This is a genomic window from Mesorhizobium sp. M4B.F.Ca.ET.143.01.1.1 (genome assembly GCF_004792275.1).
Classification (GTDB): Bacteria; Pseudomonadota; Alphaproteobacteria; order Rhizobiales; family Rhizobiaceae; genus Mesorhizobium; species Mesorhizobium abyssinicae.
The window spans coordinates 167991-189726 of sequence record NZ_SRSR01000007.1 but is presented as its reverse complement, the minus strand read 5'-3'; the positions used below and the strand labels follow the sequence as shown (position 1 = coordinate 189726).

The window sequence follows — 21736 nt, the reverse complement described above, 5'->3', positions numbered from 1 at the left end:
CCCGTCAACGTCCGATTAATGCTGCGCTCTTCAGCTGCTCAGATGCGACAGTTCCAGCCCGGTCTGTGAGGCCGACAGGCGTTCTTCCGCCGACCGGAACATATCCTCGAAGGCCAGCTCGTGCTCGAACACGACGCCGCCGACCTGCACGGCGAGCACGTCCTCGGTTCCCTTGGGCGCGAAATAGACGTCGCGCACCCGAGCCTTGATGCGTTCGCCGATCTCCTTGGCGTCCTTTTCGGTCGCGCCAGGCAGAAAGACGCCGAACATCGAGGTGCCGATGCGGCCGACGAGATCCTCCTTGCGAACCGACGACTGGATCGTCGAGGCGATGAGCCGCAGCGCCTCGTCGCCCCATTCCAGGCCGAAGCGCAGGTTGAGGGACTTGAGATGCTCGGGATGGATGACCAGGAAAGCGCCGGAGCGCGGCCCGGCCTCCGAGGTCTTCGCGGCCCGTCTGTCCACCATCGAGGTGAAAACCGGTCCGTTCAGGCAGCCGGTCAGCCTGTCATAGGTCGCCGACCGGTTGAGCTCCTGCCGATAGCGGCGGATCTCGGCCTGCTTCGATCCGAGCATCAGGAACAGCGGCAGGCCGATGGCCAGCGGCAGCAGCGTTGCCGTGATCACGCTGCGCGCGAACGGCGTCAGCGCCTCGCTGAACAAAAGCAGATAGTTGAGGCCGAGCGAAAGGATGAGGCAGCCGGCCGTCCCCAGCACCGTCAGCCACGCAACATCTTTCCAGCTTTGGGCAGAGGGGGTCGCTGTCGGTTTGGTCACTGGCCAATCTCCTGTCCGATGCGCTGGCATAAGGCCGGTGTGTTGCAATTTCGGTTTCGACGATCGCTACAATTTGATGCATGCGGGCGGAATGGCCATCAAATCGGCCCGTGCCGGCAAAGGCTGCACCGCAAGGGTTAACAAAACAGATATCGAAGGTGGCAGTCGGCGCGGGCCTGACGGCCAGCCTGGAACGAGCCGATCGGCAGCGGTCCCGCGCCTATCGAGGCGGCCCGAACATGCCCATCTCGGCGCTCCTGGCCGTTGCCTCGGCCTTGCCGTAGATGCCGCCGGGCAGCGCCGTGGCCCAGCCGTTGGAGACCAGCCAGGCGCCGACGTCCTGTTTGCCGAGCTTGCAGGGCGCGGCGATGGCGAAGCGGTCGACATCCGGCGGCACGAAGCATTTCAGCGCCCGCCCGCGCAGCCAGGCGTTGAAGGCCGCCCGCGCGCGCTGGCCGCACGGCCAGGCGACCTCGCGAAAGGAACAGCTCCTGTCGGGGTCGATGGCGAGCGTGCCGCTGATCGCCACCGTCCGGCCCATCGCCTCGAAGATCGCCGACGAGGTGGCGATCGGCCTATAGAGCAGCATCTCGCGCCAGTCGCCCGGCATCGGCGTCTTGGGCCAGTATGCAAGACCGAGTTCGCCAAGCGGCGGGCGGGCCTCGATCCGTTCGATCCGGGTCGCATCGAGTTCGGGCGGCGCGATGAGATCCTGCGCGATCTTGCGCGCCAGCTGCCGCGGTCCGGCATCGAACATGGGTGGCGCCGTCGTCGCTGGCTGGCTTCCGGAGTCCAATGCCGGCGTCTGCCGGTCGACCCCAATCAAGGCGCCGGCTTGCAGGATCAGCAAGACCCCGGCCAGGAGTTCGACACCTCCCAACGCGATAGCCAGGCGAGACCTTGCCGCGGACACGATGCCGCTCATCGGCGGCGTCCCGGCCATCGCCGTCGAACAAAAGGCCGACCTGGCAACCAGCTTGAGCGCACCCCTTCAACCCCCGATGAAACGGCTCCGGCCATCCGACCCGCCGCATTGGCGTCCCGGCAGAGCAGCATAGCACGCGCGCGAAGGATGCCGAAGCAGGCGCCCCGTTAAGCTTCGTTAATCCTTGCGAAATCTCTGTTGCCTATTGTGGCCCCGGAATTTGTCGAGGACGACATGAAGCGCAAACCGATACTGCTCTTTGTTTTCCCGGCTCTCATGCTGCTCATCCTGGCGGGCGAGCGGGCGGCGACGTTCCTGCTCGGCACCTATCCCGCCAGCCCGACGATGTGGCGGATCTGGCTGGAGCTGCGGCCCCTGGCGACCATGTTCTGGCAGCAGGTCGACCTCTATGCGGGCGCTTCGATCGCGCTGGACGCAGCCATGCTGGCCACCGCCGCGGTCGCCTGCTGGATGGCATGCCGGGCGAGGGGGTCGGCGGCCTTCTTCCTGGCCAACCATGCCACTCTTCTGTTTGCCGGGCTGATGATCGCCGCCGGCAGCCATTCGGAAACGGCGAGCACGATTGCCGCCTTCACCGCGCCCAGCGGCATTCCGTTCTCGCTGGCGATCGACTTCACCCTGAAGAACAGTCTGGTGCTGTGCCTGGGCTTGGCGGCATGCGCCTATTGCCACGTCGCCTTCCTCAACGAAGCCAGGCAGCGCGGCGAAGCCCGGGCTATCCGTATTCTCGCGCTGCGGCGGGATTTCTAGGCCTTCGGCCTCAATCGCCCGGAACGCTCGGCAATATCAGTTGATCTTGCGGTAGTAGACCTTGCCGTCCGCCTGCTGGATGCGCTGGTAGGCAGGGTTCGGGGCAGGCGGCGGTGCCCGCTTCCTCAGCGGGGGCATTTCGACGGATCCTGGGTCCGCCGTGTTTTCAGCAAAGGCCGACGGCTCCGTCTCCGTGCTGGCCGGGGCGAACGCGGGCTCGGGCGCGCTCGCCATCGGTTCGTCGCCGACTGGCCGGCTCTGGCCCAGCCGGGCGATGCCGCCATTGACCTCGTTGAACTTCGCCTGCAGCTGGTCGTCGAGCTTTTCGAACCGGCTCTGGAACCCGTTGTTGACGGTATCGAGGCGGGCGCTGATGCGCTGCTCGAACTGGCCGAGTTGCTCCAGCCGCGCTTCCACGGTGCGCAGGTCGTTGATGCCGCGATAGAGGTAGACGGCGGCCGTCAGGTTCACCACCGTGACCAGCGCGGCGCCAGCCACGACAAGGCCAATGGTGCCTTTGCGGCTTGGCTTGCCGACGGCCACTTCTTCCCGCGGGCCGAGTTCGATCGCCGGCATCTCCGGGTCGCTGATCATAGTCATTCCACCACCACCTTTGCGCCCACCGCGACGCGCTTGAAGAGGTCGATCACATCGGTATTGGTCAGGCGAAAGCAGCCTGACGTGCCGTCGAAGCCGACACCCTTGGGATCGTTGGTGCCGTGTATGCGGTACAGCGTATCGCGCCCGTCGCGCAAGAGGTAGAGCGCGCGCGCGCCGAGCGGATTGTAGGGGCCGGCCGGCACCATGTCCGGCAATCCCGGCTGACGGGCGCGCATTTCCTTGGGCGGCCGCCATTCGGGCCATTCGGTCTTCGCCCCGACCTTGACCGTTCCGGTCCAGCCGAACCCGTCCCGGCCGACGCTGATCTGGTAGCGCAGCGCCTGGCCTTGCCGCGTCACCAGGTAGAGCGCCTTCTCGTCCTTGCGGATGATGATCGTGCCGGGCTGCTCGGGGGTCTGGAAGGCGACCGTCTTCTTCAGGCTGGGTCCCATGGCCGGCAGCGGCGGCCGGTCTGCGAGGGCGGAGCGCGCCTCGGCGAGCGGCAGGCAGGACACAAGCGCCATCGCGGCGATGGAAGCGCCGACGAAGGCACGGATGATGTGCGGCCTGGAGCGGTTCAGCGTTTCATGGAATCGCTGACCCGCCCCAGCTATTTGTTTTGACGCAATTCCGGACGGAAAACCGCTGCGCACTTTTCCTGGAATTGCTCTAGCGGCCGGCGTCACTGAGCCGTTCCTTGAACATCAGCTTCAAATCCTTGTTGAAGCGCGCCCGCCCGTCGACTTCGGAAGGCAGGATGGCGCGATTCAGCGCGTCGGTCAAAAGCGCATTGTCGAGCGCGACCGATTTGATGTGCGGCGCCTTGAAGATCTTCTCCAGCTCGCTGCGCGAGAAGTGGTTTCCGAACCATTTGCGCTTGTGCTTGTTGGCGACCAGCGTGATGCTGACCTGGTTGCCGCGCAGCTCGCGGATCTTCTTGTAGAGGCGCTTGCCTTGCCTGAGCGAGGCGACGTTGAGCTCGAAGACGATGAAGATCTCGTCGCTCGTCGAAAGCACCGAGCTATGCCAGGGCGTCTCGATGTTCGGCAGGTCGATGACGATGTCGTCGAAGCGGTAGGCGACGAGGTCGAGCAGCCGCAGCACGAAATCGGCGCCGTGCGGCTCGAACGGCAGCTCCGGCCGCTCGAAGGAGTAGAGCGTGAGACCCGACGGGCGCGAAAGCTTGATGACGTCCATCAATTCGACATCGAGCCTCTCCGGCTGGCCGATGATGCCCGAGAGGTCGAACTGGTTGAACTGGTTGAGATAGGCGCCGCAATTGGCGCTCTGGAAATCGAGATCGACCAGGCAGGTCGAGGCGGCGCGCTCGGACGACTTCGAGGCCAGGTATTCCGCCGCCGACAGCGCAAGCGTGGTGGCGCCGGCGCCGCCGCTGGCGGCGATGAAGGTGATGATCCGGCTCTTGGTGCCCTGGTTGCCGGTGTCGTGGAAGGTGACGGCGTTGAGCAGCTCCTTGGCATCGAGCGGCTTGTGCAGCCAGTCCGAAGCGTTCATGCGCACCAGCACGCGCGTCTGCTCCGACGTCAACTCGTCGGAAATCGCGATCAGCGGCACCGAGGCCCATTTGGAGCGCGCCTCGACGATGCCCGGCTGGCCGAGCAGCTCGCCATTGGCAAGGTCGAGAATGACGATGCCGGGACGCGTATCGGCGGGCGGGCCCTTGAGGAACTCGGATGTCTCCGAGACCCTGACATCATAGATCGCCAGCGCATCGAGCCTGGTCGATACGTCGCGCTTGAATTGCGGATCCGACGAGAACAGGGCGACCTGCTTTCGCCTGGTCGGGAGGACCTTGGTGTCGATGGCATTCATGACGCGGTACTCTTCAAATCTTCGCCCGTGACCGTGCTCAGCATCGAGGGCATTGTGAGGTTTCCGTAACCGAATCCGCTCAGGAAGAAGAACTGGAAGGTAAGGTTCCGAAGACTGACTGTGATAGTCGGCACTGGGCCGCCCAGCCGGGTCTGATAGCCGAGGCCGGTAGCGGTGTAGGTCACGAGGACGTTGCTGCGCAGCAAGCCAGGGAAAAAGTGACACATGCCGGGTCGTTGGTTTGCCGTCGGCGTGGGGCAGGCGTCGTCGTTGGTGACGGCTGTGTCTCCGCGAAAGATGCGACTGAAATTAGTGGCGTCGAATGTGCCGTTGTTGGTGCAGGAGCCAGCGGAACCGACATAGCCGCAGGCGAACGGTCCATAGGCGCCGGCAACCACTGGGGCGCCCGGGGTGGTGGTCGGTGCGGCTGTCGCAAGCGCGGTTGCGACCGGATTGGAAATGGATGCAAGCCGGGCGCCGATCTGCACGGCCTTCGTCGCGGCATTCCATTGATAAAGGGCATAGCCGAAATCGACGAAGCCGAGAGTCAAGGTAAGCAGCAGCGTCATCGCGATGGCCATTTCGACCATCGTCGCCCCGTCTTCCGATCTCACGAACCGCTTCATCATCATCAAAATCGGATGAACCGCTCCTGATGGCTGGCGTTGAGCGTGATCGGGCCGATGTTGAGCAGCGACAGCATGCCGATGCCGTTGTAAAGAAGGGAGCCCGATGCCGTCACAACGCAGACTTGAGATGTCGTCGAAAGGTAGAGAACAACCCCGTTGGCGTCGACCGTGCTGTAGCAAGTAGAAGTGTTGATGGTGGCGTTAAAGCCAGTGACGCGTGCAGTACCCGTGCCAGCTACATTGCCGTACTCGGCAATGTGTCTTGCAACGGTGGCGCAGTCTATTGTCAGATTGGCATCTGTGTAGATTTGGCTGTTGCAACGCGCGGCGAAACGCGCTCCATCGTCGAGGCCGGCGTCCATCAACAGCTTGTTATGGATGAGATTGCCGAACTCGAACACGCCAGCCGACAAGAGCAGGATCATCGGTGCCACTATTGCCATTTCAATAAGCACCGTGCCGCGCTGATCGCGCCTGAATCTCCGGAGATGGCGAGTTATCAGCCGAACCATCGTCGTCATCACCGGTAAAGCTGCGCTTCGTCGCGCAGGAAATTGTCGAGCGTTCCCTGCCCACCGCGACCTGTAATATCGACGAGCTCGACAAAAACCGAGCCACCCTCCGATGCACCCGGAACAGGCTCCGTCATGAAGAAACTGGCGAAGGCTTCGACGGGAAGGTTGGTGCTGTTGCCGTTCAAATCGTTGCCGGCGGCCTGAAGCGCGTTGCAATTCAGGATCGCGCCGTAGAGCAGTCTTCGGTCGACCGAGGTGACCGGCGGCTGGCACGAACTCGGCGGGGTTCCCACCTCGCCGCCCGCCGAGGCTGTTCCGACCAGGCTATTCGCCGTCTCGTATTTGTAGACCTGGTACCGGGTCGGCTTGGTCGTATTCCACGAAGAGGGATAGCTGGCGGAAGCGAAATTGGTGCTCCAATAGCCAGACAGGTTCCAGTCTCCGTCACCCATGCGTCCGCCCATATAGGGCGTGGTGGCATCCCTGGGCAGGCCCATGTTGCCTGTTCCGTTGAACGTCAACTGGTTGTAGTTGGGGCACTGATTGCCGTTGCCGTTGCCGTTCGTCGACGCTCCCTTCCGGACATTCGAGGCCGGACCGTATTGCGGGCTGTTGAAAGCATTGCCGTTGGCATTGATCCCGAAGCGCACGTTGAATGCGTCCTGCACCGGGCCGGTGTTCTGGCCAGTCTTGGTGCTTACGCCCTGAGCCGAATAGCAGCCCAGGGGCCTCGAAGTGGCGATTGTCTCTGCGAGCGCCTGAGCGCCATTGCCGACGCCATCCGGCGGCGCCAGGAAACCGAAATTACCCGGCCCATAAGCGGCGTTGTTTCCCACCATTCGCAATTCGATCAGCCGGCGATGAACCGCTGGATCCGTCACGGCCTGCTCAAGCGTCACACCGCCCGCCGTATTGGTGCCATTCACCATCTCATACGGGTTGCACATGAAGACGGGTGTGTAGTTGCAGACGCCGGAGGTGAAACCGGCCACCGAGGCGGTGCTTAGATTGTAGCTGGTGTTGGCGGCACTTCCCGAGGATACAATGGAAATGGGGAAAAACGCCGTGAAGGTCTCCGGCTGTGCTTGAACTTGGATGAACCGGGTCACGGTGGCCGATGCGGCGTAGTTGGCTGACGTTACCGGGTCGGAGTCATTTGCTGGAATGGTGGCGAGGAAACACCACGAAATCCGCCCCTTCGACCGGCATGCCGGATAAGTTGAGTCGACCGAGGCGGTTCCGGCGCCTGCGATCAGCGGCACAGTACCTCCATCCGAGAACCTGGTGCTGTTGGAGACGAGATTGGTCAGAGCGTTCTCGGCGCGTGTCCAGGCGTCGGACCGGCCGTTCAATTCGGCCGCGGCGGCAAGTGCCAGCGCGTCGGTGCCTTTCTGCAAGTCGTTGTGCAGGTTGTTGACCCGGCTCGCGTCGATCGCCAGCAGCGAGAAGCCGATGATCGCCGGCAGCATGACGCTGACGAGGATCAGCGCTATTCCCCTCTGATCGTGCCAGAACGCGCGAATGGTTCGCAGCATGGCCCTACCCCTTACCCCTTCACGCCAGGCCCCTCGAATGCCCGGCGCACCGCATCCTTCTGCTCAGTTCGCTCCGTTGGTCACACCCGAAGTCCCGACATTGACCGTCATGTTCGTGGTTGGTGGCGGGGGCGGTGGAACTCTGTACCTTTGGATGACACCGACGGCGCGAGCGCCATCGCCTTCAATTTTCGTGTTGTTCGAAACCGGATTGACCGGATCGACCGTCTGCAGCAGCGAATTGAATTTCTGCGTATCGCCTGCTGCCAGCGTCACCGTATCGTAGTTGTTGAGATAGTCTGCGGCGCAGCCTGTCAGCAGGCCGGTGCACAGAACGACGAGCAAGAGCTTATTTCTTGACATAGAGCATCTTGTCCTTCGATTTCACGTCCAGCATGTGGCCATAGGGGCCGGTGACGCCTTCGCCGTTTTCATATTGGCGGATCATGTCCTTGTTCACCTCGAGCTGGCCGAGGATGAAGAACTCCGGATCATTGGCCGGCCGCGTCTTGTCGAACGGCGTCGCCAACTGCTCGCTGGGCTTTGTCGGCCGCACGATATGCGGCGTGACGATGACGACCAGTTCGGTTTCTTCCTTCTGATTGCTCGAATTGCGGAACAGCGCGCCGACGATCGGCACCTGACCGAGCCACGGCACCTGGTTCTGCAGCTTGGTGGTCTTGCTCGACAGAAGTCCGCCGAGGGCGAAACTCTGGCCGTCGCGCAATTCGACCACGGTCTGCAGTTTGCGATTGGTGAAGATCGGGTCGCCGGCAGTGGTGAAGCTGGTGAGGTCGCTCACCTCAGGCGCCAGTTTCATATGGATCTTGCCGTCGTCCATCACGACAGGCGTGAACAGCAGATTGACGCCGAACTGCTTGAATTCGATCGTCACCTCATCGTTGACAACGCGGCGGATGGGCACCTCGCCCCCGGCGTTGAAGCTGGCCGTCTCACCTGAAAGCGTGGTCAGATTGGGTTCGGCCAGCGTGCGCACCACACCCTTGGCCTCGAGCGCCTCGATATAGAGGTCGACCTTGACATTGCTGTCGATGACGCGAGTGAGCAGTGCCCCGAAGGGACTAGACTTGGATAGGAGGTTACTGATCAGATCGCCCGACCCGAGCACGACGTTATCCTTGTCGACGGCGGCAATACCGGTTCCGGTTTTGGTCGTGCCGCTGCCATTCGTGCTTTTGATCGATACGCCGAGATCACGGCCAACGTTGCGCTTCGCTTCCAGCACGCGCACTTCCAGGTTGACCTGCTGGCTGTCGTCGATGGTCACGGAGTTGATAATGGCGTCGGGGCCATACTGCTGGGCGACTTCCACGATGGAGGCCAGCGTCGCGGCATCCTTGACATGACCGGCCAGCCTGATCTTGCCGTTGATCGAGCCGATTTCGATGCGCGCCCGAGGCGCCACCTGGCGGATTGCCGCGGCCATGTCGCTGACATCTTGACCGACCTCGACCTGGAGCGTGCCCAGCGAGCGCTTGTCTTCGGAAAACAGGTTGACGGTCGTTGTGCCGACACCTTTGCCGATGACATAGAGCGTCTTGTCGGTCATAGGCTGGGCATCGGCGATCTTCTCGTCGCCCACGACAATGTCGCCCAGGGTGGAGTTCACCTGGATCGTCACAGACTGCGATACCGGTACGAAGATGCGATGGATAGTCGGGTTCGACACGTCGATGCTGCGGTCGGCGGCATTGGCCACGGGGCTCAGCGGCAGCAATGCGCAGGACAAGGCGAAAGCGGCTGCCGCCAGTGGTCTCCGGAACACACGCATCTACGCTAACCCCCTGCCGGCTGATTCGGAGTGTCGATCCTAATGCGCCAGCGTCATCTTTGTCGCGGCACATCGTATGTTTCGAGCTTTATACCTCGAAATACACCGATTGTCGCACGTGCCGGCGGTTCCGGCTGCACGTATTTGACCGTTTCCTTGACGATTTCCTTCACTTGCGGCTCAGATGCCACAGCCGGAGCCGGCTTGACCTTGCTCAGATCGTCAAGCTTGCTGCCTACCCGTTCAACGGCCTGAGCCAGCCCGGCCAGTTTGTCGTCGGCCCGTTTGCGCTCGGCGGCCGCCTCCGCTTCTACGGCGGCCTGCTTTTCAAGCTCCGCCTGCCGTTTCGCAACATCCTCGGGCGTATCGCCGGTAAGGTCGGAAAGTGTGACGCGCTCTGTGGTCTCGCCCTGGCTTGCCGCGGCCTGGCGGAGCGCAAGCGACAACTGGCCTGCGCCGGCTGCCAATGTCAGCTTCTGCGCATCCTTGGTGCTGACTTCGACGGTTACCGCTTTCACTACGGTCGGGCTGTCCTTGCTTTCATCCGCGACCTGGTCGACGGCAAGCACCTTGACGCTCTGCAGCAGCACGTCAACAAAACTCCTGTCCGCGCCGCCATCGGCGCGCACCGTGCGGGTCAACAATATGTCGACGCGGTCGCCGGGGAAAACAAAGCCAGCAACGCCAAGCACGTCGTTGACCCTGATCGAAACGGCTTTCATGCCTTCGCTCAGCACCGCCGATAGCGTGGCGCGCTGGCCAGGGCCGGTGATCTTGGTGGCCAGAACAGGTTCGTTGGCGCCGATAGCCTGCAATGCCTGCTTCGAGCCTTCGCCGGAAAGAAGATCCTTGGTTGTTTTGAACGCGCCGGCCGGAACCGCGCCGGCGGGCCAGGCAATCTCGCGTAGCTTGTCCGCGGTCAGCGTGTCGCCGAACTTCAGCGCCACTGCCGCCACCACCACAGTATCGCGCTTGACCCCGTCCGACTGCGCCAATGCGCTGCGCTGGTTAGCCAGCCAGATATTGGCAAGTACAACCGCCAGTACGCCGAACACGCCGGCGAGGACGATCATGATGATAGTGTTAGCGCGCATCGACCCCAAGCCCCAAATCTAGTTAATCGCCCCTGGCGAGCAGGGTCCGGGCATTTCTGCCCGGACCCCGGATACTTCCGTGGTCAGCTGCCGGTGCCGCCTACGCCGCAAGAGCCAGGTCCTGCATTCAGACCAGTACAGAGAGCGGTGAAACGTCCCGTCACCCACAAACCGATGCCGACGATGATCAGGATCGAGGCTGCGGCGATGATGCCGATCAGGATGGAATATTCGACCATAGCAGCGCCGTTGTCGTCGTCGCGGAACTGCCGGGCCATCGTCATGAGCTTCTTCATGCCAATTTCTCCCTTTGGAGGTTGAACCCGACGAGACGAGCTAAGGATGAACCCCATACCCAAGCATCCCCCGTCGACTTGATCTAAGTCCTGGCAAAAAGCAGAGTCAAACGGGATTAACAGTTCCTTAACCTTCGAATACCTGAAAGGAAGCCAGTCTAATTTTAGCAAGCGCTTGATTCGATTAATTTTTCGAGCGGCCTTAACCATTCATTCACAATCTCGCGCCCCCCATATCGGTAACCTCATCATATTAGAGTATGTGCATAGTCCTTTATATGTAACGGCTTACCGAGGGTCGGTAGCGAGGGAATCATACGTTGCAGGGCGAAACGTTTCGTGAGGCTGGAGTAGAGGTGTGCTCCTGGATCCACACTCCGAAAATAAAACGATTTTTTTGGCGTCTCGTCTTAACTATGTTGTAAGTATTCGATCCTTTCGCCCGCGCTCGGCGCTTGTGCCCCTGGTGGTTAACGCTTAGTTTCCAACCTGAGGGAAGTTTGCTGGGGGCTTGGGTCATATGCTGGGGCGCTTCATCAAGGGACCGAGTGAGCCGCGGGCGTCGCAGCCTGTGGCCGTGGTGGCGACATCGAATGGAGTGGCGGTCGCTCCGGCGCCGGATGCCGAAATGCAGGGCGACGATTTTCTCACGCTCAAGGTCGAACTGCATCGCCATCTCATCGACCGGTTCAATCTGACCGCTCTCGAAAACGCATCCAAGGACGAAATCCTGGACGAGATCCGGCCTATCGTGCGCGAGTTCGTTCGCCATCGAAACGTTCCGCTCAACGCCCGTGAGCTCGATCAACTGACCAGCGATACGGCCGACGAGATGCTTGGCCTGGGACCGATCGAACCGCTGCTCAAGGACGATTCCATCGCGGATATCCTGATCAACACCCACAACCGTGTGTTCATCGAGCGCCGCGGCGTAATCGAGGAAACCGCGATCCGTTTCCGGGACGAGGCGCACCTTCTGCGCATCGTAAACAAGATCGTCTCGGCCATCGGCCGCCGCGTCGATGAATCCGCGCCGATGGTCGATGCGCGCCTGGCAGATGGATCACGCGTCAACATTGCGGTGCGGCCGATCTCGGTGGATGGCCCGCTGGTGTCGATTCGCAAATTCTCCAAGCATCCTTATTCACTCGAGCGCCTGATCGCGTTCAACTCCATACGCCCGCCAATGGTCGAGTTGCTGCGGATCGCCGTGCAGTCGCGCAAGTCGATCCTGGTTTCCGGAGGCACTGGCAGCGGCAAGACGACCTTGCTCAACGCGCTGTCGAGCTACATTCCGGCCAAGGAGCGCCTGATCACCATCGAGGATGCGGCAGAACTGCAGCTGCAGCAGCCGCATGTCGGCCGGCTGGAGACGCGCCCGCCCAATGTCGAGGGCAAGGGCGAGGTCCGCCAGCGCGAACTGGTCAAGAATGCGCTGCGCATGCGGCCCGACCGCATCATCGTCGGCGAGGTTCGCGGCGAGGAAGCCTTTGACATGTTGCAGGCCATGAACACCGGCCACGAAGGCTCGATGACCACCATCCATGCCAACACGCCGCGCGACGCGATCTCACGTCTCGAGCAGATGGTCGGCATGGCGGGCATGCCGATGACCAATGATTCCATCCGGTCGCAGATCGCTTCGGCCATCGATATCATCGTGCAGACGCAGCGCCTTTCCGATGGCGGCCGGCGGGTCATCTCCATTTCGGAGTTGACCGGCATGGAAGGCAACGTTGTCCAACTCCAGGAAATCTATCATTTCGTTCGGCGCGACGTCGCCGCTGATGGTACGATCATCGGCGACTTTCGGGCAACCGGTGTTCGCCCGCGCTTTGCCCAGGAGGCGGCGACGCTGGGGCATCATTTCGCGAAGGATGCCTTCAATCCGCAGGTTACGCTGTAATGCTGACCGGGCAGACGTTGCTATATTTCATCTACGTGCTGGCCGCCGCCTCGGTGATCCTCGCAGTCGAGTCCCTCTACGTGTCGTACTCGGCGAGGCGTGTAAGGCTCGGCATTATCAATCGCCGGCTCAAGCGGCTCGGAGAGGAGGGTCCGGCGGAACAGACCCTACAAGGTCTTTTGCGTGAGCGGGGCCTGAGCTCCACAGGCGACTACCTTTTCGGAGCAATAGGTCTAAACAGGCTTTATACGCAGTCAGGCACCACCGGGAATCCAATCCTCTTTGCGGTGATCTTCGTGCTTGCGGGACTGGTTGTGGGGCTTGTCGCTACACTGGTCTTCAACCTGCCGATGGTTGTCGGGTTCATAGCCTTTTTCGTCGTGGGCTTCGTGCTGCCGTTGCTGGTTCTGCGGCGAGCGCGCAACAAACGAATCCTCAAATTCGCCCGGCAACTTCCCGACGCTCTCGACATGATCGTGCGGTCGCTCAAGGCCGGCCACCCGACATCGGTGGCAATCAGCTTGGTCTCACGCGAGATGCCTGACCCGATAGGAACCGAATTCGGCATCGTGTCCGACGAGATCACTTTCGGTCTGAGCCTGGAACAGGCGGTGCGAAAGCTGTCGGAGCGGGTCGGGTTCGATGGGTTGCATTTGCTGTCGGTGTCACTCTCTATCCAATCCAAGACCGGTGGCAACCTCACGGAAATCCTGGCCAATCTTTCGGGGGTCCTACGTGAACGGCAAAAGCTTCGCATGAAAATCAAGGCGCTTACGGCTGAAGGCCGAGTGTCGGCCTGGATCATATCCTTGTTTCCTGTGGTGATGTTCCTGATCCTTCTGATCACCGCGCCCTCCTACTATGGAACAGTTTGGAACAATCCGCTGATATTGCCTGCGTTCACGATTTTCGGGGGTTGGGCGCTGTTGGGCGACTTCATCATGTATCGCATGGTCAACTTCGACATCTAACTGGGGCGAAGCACAGATTTGTTCGCGAGCTTGCAGGACCTGAGTTTCCTTATTTCCATTGCGGTCTTTCTGACCGCGGTAGCGCTTTTCCTTTTCGGTGCGCTTATCATGCTGCCGGCGCTACAAACGCGAAAACTGGTAACGCAGAGCCTGATTGCCGAAGGCATTGCCGATCGCCGGTCTCTGCTGGGACAGGAGCAGCTTGCGAAGATCGCTGCCCAACGCCCGATCCAAGCCTATTTCCGGACTGTCGAAAAGGAGCGCGGCGAACCAAATGCGCTGGAAGCCAAGCTTTTCCGAGCCGGCTTCTATCAACCCAGCGCGCCGGTGATCTACACCCTGTCGCGGCTCGGTGTGGTGTGTCTGGGCTTCCTGGGTTGCTATGCGATTCTGTCGCGGATACTGCCGCCATATTTGCCGACTTTCCTACCCTACGTCGTCTCCGCTCTGTTCGGTCTCGCCTGCCTGGTGATTCCAAGCGTTATGCTCGACCGCTTTGAAAATGGACAAAAACAGGTTTACCGGCGCGGCTTTCCTGACTTCATGGATATGATGATCACCTGCGCCGATGCCGGCATGAGTCTGGAGGCTGCGGTCGAGCGCGTCAGCCAGGAACTGGCCGGCACCCACAAATGGCTGGGCATTCAACTTGCGATCATGAATCTGCAAATGCGCGCCGGCAAGCCATTGCGGGAGGCGTTGCGGGAACTCGCTGACCGCTTGGGACTTGAAGAGGCACGGGCTCTGGCCGTGTTGTTCAGGCAATCGGAGGAACTTGGCACCAGCCTGACCGACGCTTTGCGGGTTTATAGCGACGAGATGCGAAGCCAGCGGATCCTGCACGCCGAGGAGCGCGCCAATTCCTTGCCGGTCAGAATGATGATCCCGTTGGGACTTTGCGTCTTTCCAGTCGTGCTTATGGTCATCCTGCTACCGGTAATCATCCGAATGAGGGGCATTTTCTTCTAGTTATGCGTAAGCTTTGATTCTAATGTGAGTCGGGGGCGACCCTTGGGGACAAATATATGAGATTGCGAAATGCGGCCGCAGCCGGCCTATTGATCATGGCGATTGCCGGCTGCCAGACGGACCCGACTGACGGTGTTGTTCGCACCAACGAACCCTCCAAGGGCGACGTCACTTCCTTTGGCGATACGTTCGAAGGGCTGAAGACAGTCAGCGATGTCGACTACTATGCTTCGGACCAGGCGGTCGCCGAGGCCAAGAATCAATTCCGCTCGGAAAATTATGGCAATGCCGGTGCGCTGTTCTACAAGGCCACGCGCCTGGCGCCCAATGACGGCGTCGCCTGGCTCGGCCTTGCCGCCTCCTGCGACCGCATCCGCCGCTTCGACCTCGCCGATCTGGCCTATGGCCGCGCCTTCAAGCTGCTCGGCGGCACGCCCGAATACTACAACAATCTCGGCTATTCCTATCTGCTGCGCGGCAAGCTGCAGAATGCCCGCACCAACTTCCTCAAGGCCTATGAGCTGGCGCCCAACGATCCAACCGTGGCCAACAATCTGAAGCTTCTGTCCTCCAGCGTGCAGAACGTCGAGCGGCAGTAGCTATGCTGCTCGGCGCATCGCTGCTGCTCAAGGCCCTTGCCATCCCTCTGCTCGCCAGAATCGCCTGGGTCGACTTCACCACCCAGAAGATAACCAATCGCGACGTGCTGCTGCTGCTTTGCCTGGGCCTGGGGTCCCTGCAACTTCTGTCGGTTCAGTCCGGATCGTGGTGGGACATGGGCTTGAGCGCACTTGCCGGCTTGCTCCTGTTTGTCGTGTTCTTCCCCTTCTGGATATTGCGCAAGATCGGCGCCGGCGATGTCAAGCTGATGGCGGTCATACCGTTCCTGGTCGGCGGCAGCGGCCTTGTCGTGTTTTCTCTGCTGCTAATGGTCTTCGCCGTAGCCATGGCGGTGGTCGTGAAAAACCCGTTTCTGCTGCCGGCAGGCGCATTTCGCCTCTATGTCCAGCATATGGACCGGAAGGGCGTCGTGCCGTTTGGGGTGCCGATTTCGGCAGCTGCTGTTGGCGCTATTGCCTTCCAGATATATGGGGGTTTTGTGATGGCCAGCAGTTCGGGAGTTCTGCAGCAGCTTAGCTAGCTCGCGGCTGCTCGTTGGAAGTCCCGATAAGGGACTTGGCGACTAAGTCCACGGCGCGAGTGCCATGCTCCGCTACTCAACGGCCAACCTCTGTCCTACCCATCGCCCGCAATACCGCCAGATCATCACAGTCGCCACTATCGCCAGATAGCCATCAATTGCGTAGTGCCATCCGAAGTAAACCGAGCCAAACATGATGAGGCCAACATAGATCCAGGCGATCACACCGGCCCATCGCTTGAGGCCCGAGAGGAAAAGGGCGTTCAAAACAGCGATAGCAACGTGGAAACTCGGCATTGCCGAGATACCAGTGCCGATCGACGCCTTATGGCTCGTGTAGGATGCATAAAGATAGTCGGCGATCAGGAGGATGTCGGGGCCGGCAGCGCTCGCCTTTAGCGATGCGATGAGGTCTTGAAACATGTCAGGGTCAAACATCCGGTCATAGAAGATCGGCCCAGCCGAGGACGCGGCCAACCTCACAATCACGCCCAGAACAATCACCACTACGGTGAGCGACAGGAAGTAGCGCTCACGCTTTGAGGCATCGTCAAGCCAGGCTGCGATGACGACGATGCCGGCAAGCAGAACGAACCACATATGCGCATAAAGGACATAGAGCACCCAATCGGCGAAGGCCGGAATTGGCAGCGCGCGCGCCCATTTCCAAGGATCGCCGAAATGCAATACAGCATCGACCCTAGCCAGGATCCGATCGGCGAAGAACGGCACCATCTGCGAGAATTCGTGCTTGAAAGTGGTGAAAGCAGCCAGACAAAGAATGAAGATTCCGAGCGTGCATGTCGCGCCGAAGCCTCGCGACTTCAGCTTGTCCCGCAACCAGCTGAACGGGGAGCCCGGCCGGCAGATCATCGCTGCAATAGCGAGCCCGAGCAATATCAGGAAGGGCAACATGAGGTAGAGAACCCTCAGCCTGTAGGTCCCAAGCGCTGTAAAATAGGTGTCGGGAAAGAGGTAGGCTGCGAGCCCGGCGTAGCAAAGGCAGAAGACTGCGAGCTTTGCGGAAGCAGAGAATCGCCGTCGTTCGACGGCTAGGTCAGGCGCCATTTCCATTGCCGCACCGGCTTCTTCTTGACAATGGGGAGAGGCGGTGGTTCGCCGGAGACCGTCGGTCTTGGGGGCTCAAGGATCAGGTGTTCAATGAGCGCAACAGCACCTGCGCTGACCGCGCCAGCAAGCGCCACAATGAAAAGCCTCTTCAGGAAGTCCACATGAAACCCCGCTCCCGACCGGAGAATGCGACGGGCGACACCAAAACGCAATCAACCTCCATCGCCAGAATTCTGAATTGATAGGCCGGACATTCGCCCCTTGCCAAAGCCATTTCAGAGGCGTCCATTCATCCCCAAATAGACCCCGGCGCTCATCCCCTCAAAACCCCGCAGTCGACTTCGCCACCAGCTTCAGCGCGCCCTTCTCGACCCGGTAGAACGGCATCGTGCGCTGGCTGGAGCCGTCGGCACGGAAGCGGAACAGGCCGGTCGAGCCGCGGAAGCCGCTGGCGTTTTCCAGCACCTGCTTGCTGAAGCCGTTCGGCCCGACGGCGCTCACCACGCCCGCGGTCAGCGCCACCATGTCGTAGGCATAGGCGACATTGACGTCGGCCGGGTAGTGGAAGGCCGCGTTGAAACGGTCGGCGATCGACCCGGTCTCGTTCTGGTCGAGCGTCGCGATATAGGCGCCTTCGAACGACGGCTCGATCGGATGCTCCAGCCAGCGATCGGTTCCGATCAGCGAGACCGTCTTGCCGGGAATGCCTTTTGCCTTCAGCGCCGCAAGCACCGGCGACGGGCTGGCGTCTCCGCTGGCGACGATCACCGCATCGGGCGCGTCCACCAGCGAGCCCATGTCGGCGACCGCCTTGGCGCCGCCGTCCGCGGGCGAGTAGGGCAGGGTGACGGCAAGCGCCGCGCCATAGATGCTGAGGCCGTTGGCGACCCGCTTCTCGACAGCGCCGGCATCGCTGCCCGCGGCCACCAGCAAAACGAATTTCTTGGCGCCCTTGGCGGCGATCGCCGCCGCGCCCGCCGCCGCGCTGTCGGCCTCGCTCAGCCGCACGGCATAGACGCCGGGGCCGCCGGAAAAATTGTCGGCCAGCGCCAGCACCGGCGGCCGCGTCGAGCCCGACAGCTTGGCGATGTGCTGCGCGGCCGGCAGTTCGGTCGGGCCGATAACGACCTTCGATCCCGTCGTTATCGCCTTGACCGCCAGGTCCTTGGCATTGGCCGGATCGCCGCGCGTGTCCTCGACGGTCAGCGTCAGCAGGTTGTTGCCAAGATCGGCCATGGCGAGCTTGGCGCCGTCAAGCATCTTCCTGCCGTCTTCGCCCGCGCCTCCCGCAGCCGACAGCGGCAGCAGCATGGTGATCTTGGCCGGCCCTGTGCCCAGCGACTGCGTCGCCTGCATCGCCTTTGGCGCCGCGGCGACGCTGCCGCCGGCGGGGGCGCCGGGCGCCGCAATCGCGGCCGGATCGAGCGCCTCACTCACGCTGCCTTTCGACTGGCAGCCGGACAAGGCGGCCGCCAGCGCAAACGCGATTGCCCACGCTTGTGGCGAGGGCGGGTGCCGTCTGTTGGAAATGCCGCGAAGCGCCGCGCCGGCATGCGCGGCAACCGGCGCCAGGCTCGCGGCGGCGAGCGGCAAGGCTTTCGGGGCTGTCATCACCAGTCTGTTGGCGCGCTCGCCCTTCAGGTCAGTTCATGTACTCGACCATGCGATCGTGGAAGCACTCGCATTTGTTGAGCGTGTCTTCGTCCTTGTAGTTCGTCTTCAGGTAGCCATAGGCCATGCCGCAGTAAGCCTTGGCTTCCGAAGCCCAGACGAAGGCGGGGCGCGACGAGTGGATCCACTCCGGGCTTTTGGCCACGGCGACCGACTCGTCCATCAGCTTCACCACCTGGGTCTTCAGGTCGGCGATGTTGTCGGTCAGCACCAGGTTGGACGTCCCGACGGTGCGGCAGTAGTCGGCCGTCGGGCCTTCGATGATGTCGGCGGCACGCCCTGCCGATCCGACCAGCAACAGGGCCGCGGCCGACACCAGCAATCTTGCGGAACGCTTCATGATAAAGTCCCCTCCATAATCCCAATATACGAGTTGCTAATACATAGCATGGCGATGTCCCGTTGCGCCATGCCGCTAGACTAGATTTGCCGTGGTCGTGTGCGTGGTCGTGCCGTCGTCGTAGAGCAGCGTGATGGTGTTGGCCGCCGGCAGGTTCTGCAGCGTCGCGACGTCGACGAAATTGGCGCCGTTGGCCGTGCCGTCGGCATCGACGCTGAGCGTGCCGGTCGCTGCATTGTAGTTGACGAAGTCGCCGACATTGGCGCCGCCAGGAGCAGTGTCGAACAAGGACGAAAGGTCGATTTTGTCGCCGTGCCCGCCGACACCGCTGTAGTCGACGATCAGATCCTTGATGTCGAGCCCGTCAAGCTTGAACGTATCGGCGCCCGTGCCGCCGGTAAGCGTGTCCTGCCCGGCGCCGCCGATCAGCAGGTCGTTGCCGTCGCCGCCATTCAGCGTGTCGGCTCCAATGCCGCCGATCAGCGTGTCGTTGCCGGAAGTGCCAAGCAGGTTGTCGTTTCCGGAAGTTCCGGCAATGGCCTCAACCGTCAGATGATCGCCCGTCGTGCCATCGATATGGACGTTGAAGGTTTGCGTCGCAACATCGCCGTCGCCATCCGTAATGGATACTTTGATGCCGTTGAAGTCGAGATCTGCCGGCGGCGTTTCTGATTGCGAGCCGACCTCGACGCCATTCAGGCGGAACCCGCCGCCATTTGAGGCATCGCTGAGGACTTTGACCGCGTAGATGTCATCGCCGGCTACATAGTTGGCGGTACCCGCGACAGCCGACCAGTCAAGCTGGCTGACCTGGATGACCTGGCCCGAAGTCACGTTGAGCGTCACCTGATCATAATGCGTGGCATCGGTGTAAACGAGGACGGTGATTTTGGCCGTTGACATGCCGCCCGTGTAGCCCTCGGTCGTGAACTTGAAATCGTCGACGCTGTGAGGGGTCGTATTGTTACTATCGTTGACGAATGCGAATTTTATGGATTCACCGGGGTCATTTGTCTGGCCGGAGCTACCCTTGACCGCCCAACCTTGATTACTGGTGTTCACCAAATCCCCGCTTTGGCCGGTGGGGGCCACGCCGTCATCGCCGGTAACAAGAATGTTGAAGTCCGTGGCAGCACCCAAATCCACGATCAGTGAACCTGTCGGCCCTCCGGCTGTCGCTGAAGTCGCGGCGATTGGAGTAAAGACGACATCACCTGCCCGGTGCAGAACTTCCAGCGAGTCGGTGCCGTTGGCATTCAGAGTTAGGACGGCAACGATATCAGCTCCTTCGTACAGGTTGAGCACGATCTGGGATGCCGAGCTGGAGGCAACTTGTACATTCTGCCCTGTGGCCGTGATGCCGCCGAACCCATCCGCCCCGTACTGCCACTCGGCGAACTGGCCGTCGTAGGTGGTAGCTGTTGCCGGATTGAGTGCCGACAAGCTGACGATGCCATCGGCGTTCCCATCATTGACGAGGGTGAAGGATGACACGTCGTCGACGATGTCGACCAGGATGGTGCCGGTGGTTGTGTTGCCGTGTGCGTCGGTCACCGTATAGGTGAAGCTGTCCTTGTCCTGTTCGGTGGTGATGCCGTTGTTGAGGGTCGCGCCGTCATAGGTATGGGTCAGCGTGTAGGTGTAGGTGCCGTCTGCATTGAGCACCAGGTTGCCGTAGCTGCCGGTGGCCGATGAGTTGAGCGTATAGGTATAGGGCCCCGTGCCGCCGGCCGGCGTGATGGCGCCGTTGAATATCTCGCTATTGCCGGCCGCGTCGCTGCCCGCCGGCAGGCCCTTCTCATAGACCAGCGCGTCGGTGTCGGAGGCGGTCACCGTGACGTTGTTGACGGTGATGTCCAGCGTCACCGTCGAGGTGTCGCCGTCGCCATCGGTGATGGTGTAGACGAAGTGGTCGACCGCGTTGGTGGTCACCGCGTTGGGATTGGCCGTGTAGGTGTAGGTGCCGTTGGCGTTGAGCACCAGCGTGCCGTACTGGCCCGCGATCCCGGCGCCGCCGAGATTGCCGCTCACCGGGTTGGAGACGTTCGAGCCGGTGGCCACGCCGGTCACCGCGCCGCCGGGCGCCGCGCCGTCGGCGCCGAGCACGTCAGGCGTTCCGTCGCTCAGCACATTGCCCGAGACCTGCGCGCCTTCCGAGACGCTGTTGGTGTTGGCATAGGCCGATGGCACGTCGTCGACGATGTCGACCAGGATGGTGCCGGTGGTTGTGTTGCCGTGTGCGTCGGTCACCGTATAGGTGAAGCTGTCCTTGTCCTGTTCGGTGGTGATGCCGTTGTTGAGGGTCGCGCCGTCATAGGTATGGGTCAGCGTGTAGGTGTAGGTGCCGTCTGCATTGAGCACCAGGTTGCCGTAGCTGCCGGTGGCCGATGAGTTGAGCGTATAGGTATAGGGCCCCGTGCCGCCGGCCGGCGTGATGGCGCCGTTGAATATCTCGCTATTGCCGGCCGCGTCGCTGCCCGCCGGCAGGCCCTTCTCATAGACCAGCGCGTCGGTGTCGGAGGCGGTCACCGTGACGTTGTTGACGGTGATGTCCAGCGTCACCGTCGAGGTGTCGCCGTCGCCATCGGTGATGGTGTAGACGAAGTGGTCGACCGCGTTGGTGGTCACCGCGTTGGGATTGGCCGTGTAGGTGTAGGTGCCGTTGGCGTTGAGTACCAGCGTGCCGTACTGGCCCGCGATCCCGGCGCCGCCGAGATTGCCGCTCACCGGGTTGGAGACGTTCGAGCCGGTGGCCACGCCGGTCACCGCGCCGCCGGGCGCCGCGCCGTCGGCGCCGAGCACGTCAGGCGTTCCGTCGCTCAGCACATTGCCCGAGACCTGCGCGCCTTCCGAGACGCTGTTGGTGTTGGCATAGGCCGATGGCACGTCGTCGACGATGT

23 protein-coding genes are annotated in these 21736 nt (G+C 61.8%); 6 read left to right on the top strand and 17 right to left on the bottom strand.

What is annotated here, in order from left to right; genetic code table 11:
• Positions 1-30: 30 nt before the first annotated feature.
• Together EN786_RS19140 and EN786_RS19135 are read right to left on the bottom strand one after the other, a co-directional pair.
• On the bottom strand, positions 31-777 hold the full coding sequence (locus tag EN786_RS19140; RefSeq protein WP_245478168.1) for a GGDEF domain-containing protein: 747 nt from the start codon (positions 775-777) through the stop codon (positions 31-33).
• Positions 778-997: 220 nt separating this feature from the next.
• On the bottom strand, positions 998-1702 hold the full coding sequence (locus EN786_RS19135; protein WP_127309410.1) for a thermonuclease family protein: 705 nt from the start codon (positions 1700-1702) through the stop codon (positions 998-1000).
• Positions 1703-1936: 234 nt separating this feature from the next.
• Between EN786_RS19135 and EN786_RS19130 the strand changes: the two genes are divergently transcribed.
• Positions 1937-2473, top strand: coding sequence for a hypothetical protein (locus tag EN786_RS19130; RefSeq protein WP_135908726.1), 537 nt, complete (start codon positions 1937-1939; stop codon positions 2471-2473).
• A 36-nt stretch (positions 2474-2509) separates the two neighbouring features.
• Here the strand turns inward: EN786_RS19130 and EN786_RS19125 are convergent, their stop codons facing one another.
• The 10 genes from EN786_RS19125 to EN786_RS19080 all read right to left on the bottom strand — a co-directional run bounded on the left by EN786_RS19125 (position 2510) and on the right by EN786_RS19080 (position 10767).
• Positions 2510-3049: a hypothetical protein gene (locus EN786_RS19125; RefSeq protein ID WP_245478169.1), complete on the bottom strand. Its 540-nt coding sequence runs from the start codon at positions 3047-3049 to the stop codon at positions 2510-2512.
• A 20-nt stretch (positions 3050-3069) separates the two neighbouring features.
• Positions 3070-3597 (bottom strand): L,D-transpeptidase, encoded by a 528-nt coding sequence (locus tag EN786_RS19120; RefSeq protein WP_127309412.1) that lies wholly within the window; start codon positions 3595-3597, stop codon positions 3070-3072.
• 145 nt (positions 3598-3742) lie between these two features.
• A complete protein-coding gene (locus EN786_RS19115; protein ID WP_127309413.1) occupies positions 3743-4906 on the bottom strand; it encodes an AAA family ATPase in 1164 nt (387 codons plus the stop codon).
• The gene (locus EN786_RS19110) at positions 4903-5538 is read right to left on the bottom strand and encodes a TadE/TadG family type IV pilus assembly protein (RefSeq protein WP_245478173.1); all 636 of its coding nucleotides are present in this window, start codon (positions 5536-5538) and stop codon (positions 4903-4905) included. The genes EN786_RS19115 and EN786_RS19110 overlap by 4 nt, the downstream gene beginning before the upstream one ends.
• Positions 5538-6056: a TadE/TadG family type IV pilus assembly protein gene (locus EN786_RS19105; protein WP_127309427.1), complete on the bottom strand. Its 519-nt coding sequence runs from the start codon at positions 6054-6056 to the stop codon at positions 5538-5540. Before EN786_RS19105 ends, EN786_RS19110 begins: the two co-directional genes overlap by 1 nt.
• Positions 6056-7585, bottom strand: coding sequence for a pilus assembly protein TadG-related protein (locus EN786_RS19100; RefSeq protein WP_127309414.1), 1530 nt, complete (start codon positions 7583-7585; stop codon positions 6056-6058). The genes EN786_RS19105 and EN786_RS19100 overlap by 1 nt, the downstream gene beginning before the upstream one ends.
• Before the next feature lie 63 nt (positions 7586-7648).
• Positions 7649-7930 carry a hypothetical protein gene (locus EN786_RS19095; RefSeq protein ID WP_245478170.1) on the bottom strand — a complete coding sequence of 94 codons (282 nt, stop codon included), beginning with the start codon at positions 7928-7930 and terminating at the stop codon, positions 7649-7651.
• A 4-nt stretch (positions 7931-7934) separates the two neighbouring features.
• Positions 7935-9377: a type II and III secretion system protein family protein gene (locus EN786_RS19090; RefSeq protein ID WP_135908724.1), complete on the bottom strand. Its 1443-nt coding sequence runs from the start codon at positions 9375-9377 to the stop codon at positions 7935-7937.
• A gap of 53 nt (positions 9378-9430) precedes the next feature.
• The gene (gene cpaB, locus EN786_RS19085) at positions 9431-10471 is read right to left on the bottom strand and encodes a Flp pilus assembly protein CpaB (RefSeq protein WP_127309428.1); all 1041 of its coding nucleotides are present in this window, start codon (positions 10469-10471) and stop codon (positions 9431-9433) included.
• Positions 10472-10554: 83 nt separating this feature from the next.
• On the bottom strand, positions 10555-10767 hold the full coding sequence (locus EN786_RS19080) for a Flp family type IVb pilin (protein ID WP_127309417.1): 213 nt from the start codon (positions 10765-10767) through the stop codon (positions 10555-10557).
• A 520-nt stretch (positions 10768-11287) separates the two neighbouring features.
• Between EN786_RS19080 and EN786_RS19075 the strand changes: the two genes are divergently transcribed.
• The 5 genes from EN786_RS19075 to EN786_RS19055 are packed head-to-tail and all read left to right on the top strand — an operon-like array spanning position 11288 to position 15754.
• Positions 11288-12673, top strand: coding sequence for a CpaF family protein (locus EN786_RS19075; RefSeq protein WP_127309418.1), 1386 nt, complete (start codon positions 11288-11290; stop codon positions 12671-12673).
• A complete protein-coding gene (locus tag EN786_RS19070) occupies positions 12673-13644 on the top strand; it encodes a type II secretion system F family protein (protein ID WP_127309419.1) in 972 nt (323 codons plus the stop codon). Before EN786_RS19075 ends, EN786_RS19070 begins: the two co-directional genes overlap by 1 nt.
• An 18-nt stretch (positions 13645-13662) precedes the next feature.
• A complete protein-coding gene (locus tag EN786_RS19065) occupies positions 13663-14613 on the top strand; it encodes a type II secretion system F family protein (RefSeq protein ID WP_127309420.1) in 951 nt (316 codons plus the stop codon).
• A 56-nt stretch (positions 14614-14669) separates the two neighbouring features.
• Positions 14670-15212, top strand: a complete 543-nt coding sequence (locus EN786_RS19060; protein ID WP_127309421.1) for a tetratricopeptide repeat protein — start codon at positions 14670-14672, stop codon at positions 15210-15212.
• 2 nt (positions 15213-15214) lie between these two features.
• Complete coding sequence (locus EN786_RS19055) at positions 15215-15754, top strand: prepilin peptidase (protein WP_127309422.1); 540 nt, start codon at positions 15215-15217, stop codon at positions 15752-15754.
• A gap of 72 nt (positions 15755-15826) precedes the next feature.
• Here EN786_RS19055 and EN786_RS19050 read toward each other — a convergent pair whose 3' ends face one another.
• From EN786_RS19050 to EN786_RS19030, 5 genes are all read right to left on the bottom strand, one after another.
• Complete coding sequence (locus tag EN786_RS19050) at positions 15827-16822, bottom strand: phosphatase PAP2 family protein (protein ID WP_189340325.1); 996 nt, start codon at positions 16820-16822, stop codon at positions 15827-15829.
• The gene (locus EN786_RS19045) at positions 16807-17037 is read right to left on the bottom strand and encodes a hypothetical protein (protein ID WP_135908722.1); all 231 of its coding nucleotides are present in this window, start codon (positions 17035-17037) and stop codon (positions 16807-16809) included. The genes EN786_RS19050 and EN786_RS19045 overlap by 16 nt, the downstream gene beginning before the upstream one ends.
• Positions 17038-17146: 109 nt before the next feature.
• A complete protein-coding gene (locus tag EN786_RS19040) occupies positions 17147-18436 on the bottom strand; it encodes an ABC transporter substrate-binding protein (RefSeq protein ID WP_246688741.1) in 1290 nt (429 codons plus the stop codon).
• A 31-nt stretch (positions 18437-18467) separates the two neighbouring features.
• Entirely contained in the window at positions 18468-18836 is a 369-nt protein-coding gene (locus EN786_RS19035) for a hypothetical protein (protein ID WP_127285480.1), read from the bottom strand.
• A gap of 75 nt (positions 18837-18911) precedes the next feature.
• Positions 18912-21736 (bottom strand): Ig-like domain-containing protein (locus EN786_RS19030; RefSeq protein WP_127311570.1); only part of this gene is annotated, 2825 nt, incomplete at its 5' end.